This window comes from Bacteroides sp. AF32-8BH (assembly GCF_003435205.1).
Classification (GTDB): Bacteria; Bacteroidota; Bacteroidia; order Bacteroidales; family Bacteroidaceae; genus Bacteroides; species Bacteroides ovatus.
The window spans coordinates 1-1,117 of sequence record NZ_QVLZ01000109.1; the positions used below are offsets into that span (position 1 = coordinate 1).

Annotated in this window: 3 protein-coding genes; all 3 read left to right on the forward strand. The window is 49.2% G+C overall.

Features of this window, described 5'->3' with window-relative positions; all coding sequences use genetic code 11:
• The first annotated feature begins 19 nt into the window (after positions 1-19).
• Positions 20-412 (forward strand): hypothetical protein, encoded by a 393-nt coding sequence (locus DWZ47_RS30215; RefSeq protein WP_104368366.1) that lies wholly within the window; start codon positions 20-22, stop codon positions 410-412.
• Between the two features lie 76 nt (positions 413-488).
• A complete protein-coding gene (locus tag DWZ47_RS30220) occupies positions 489-773 on the forward strand; it encodes a hypothetical protein (protein WP_022600068.1) in 285 nt (94 codons plus the stop codon).
• A 247-nt stretch (positions 774-1,020) separates the two neighbouring features.
• Positions 1,021-1,117: hypothetical protein (locus tag DWZ47_RS31355; protein WP_317126720.1), on the forward strand; the 97-nt coding region annotated here is incomplete at its 3' end.

The window sequence follows — 1,117 nt, forward strand, 5'->3', positions numbered from 1 at the left end:
AATTAAAAACAGAATACCGATGAAAGAAGAAAGGAATATTATCACGATGGACGAGCAGGGCAATATCTTCCTGCCGAGCGATATAGGTGCAATCGCCATGACCGAGTGGGAAATCTGCGAACTGTTCGGGGTTATCGCCCCGACGGTTCGGGCAGGGATAAAGGCACTCTGCAAAAGCGGAGTTTTGAGTATATATGACATAAAGCGCATTATCTGCATATCGGACAGATACAGCATAGAGGTTTACAACCTTGAAACGATAGCCACCCTCGCTTTCCGTATCGAATCGTTCGGGGCGGCGAAAGTCCGCAAAGTGTTGTTGGAGAGGATTATGCACGGGCGAAAAGAAAAAACGACGGTGTTCGTGTCGGTTGTTTCGGACGGCAAGCCCAACAGCCGTTGGAAAGCATGATGATATACCAACATATCAACATACCAACATGCAAACGTACCAGCATACCAGCATGCAAACATGCAAACCTATCACTATGGTGATATATATTGCAGGTTCTATTCCTCTTTTCAGAGGAAAGCGGAGCAATCATTTCCGTTTACAAAGGCAAAGCAAGCACGGGGCTTTATGTCGGCTAAAAGGTCAAGCGGCTGCACCGTTTCCCGATAAATCTTCCTCTCGCTTCGCTGCGAGCGTATTTATCGGGAAAACCTTGTATCCGACCGCCCCATGCAAAAGAGCCTTTGAAAACGGAAACGACCGCCCCGCCGCCCACCACCGACCGAAAGGGAAAAATAATAAGGTGGGGTTATACGGGTAAGCAGACGGCAGGGACAGCCATAGCCGAAAGGCAGACGGGCAGACGGACGACACGCCGCAGGGTATTTACGGAGAAAATACCGTAGCTTATTAGGGAATTTTCCGAGCCGCAATACTACGTATCGCTGAAAATTCCCCAATAAGGCAAGGGGCAAGCCCCTCTGCACACCCCATCGGGGACGGCATTTGCCGCCCCCGAAGATACAAAAAATCATTGTTTCACAAGCCAAAAAAGAAAGGAAGAATATATGGGTTTCGTAGTTTTACACATGGAAAAGGCGCACGGCAGCGACAGCGGAACGACCGCACATATCGAGCGTTTCATCATACCGAAGAACGCCGACC

What these genes read in the sequence shown, in the direction of transcription:
- DWZ47_RS30215 (WP_104368366.1), top strand. Translation starts at nt 20, where the DNA reads ATGAAAGAAGAAAGGAATATTATCACGATGGACGAGCAGGGCAATATC.
- DWZ47_RS30220 (WP_022600068.1), top strand. Translation starts at nt 489, where the DNA reads ATGGTGATATATATTGCAGGTTCTATTCCTCTTTTCAGAGGAAAGCGG.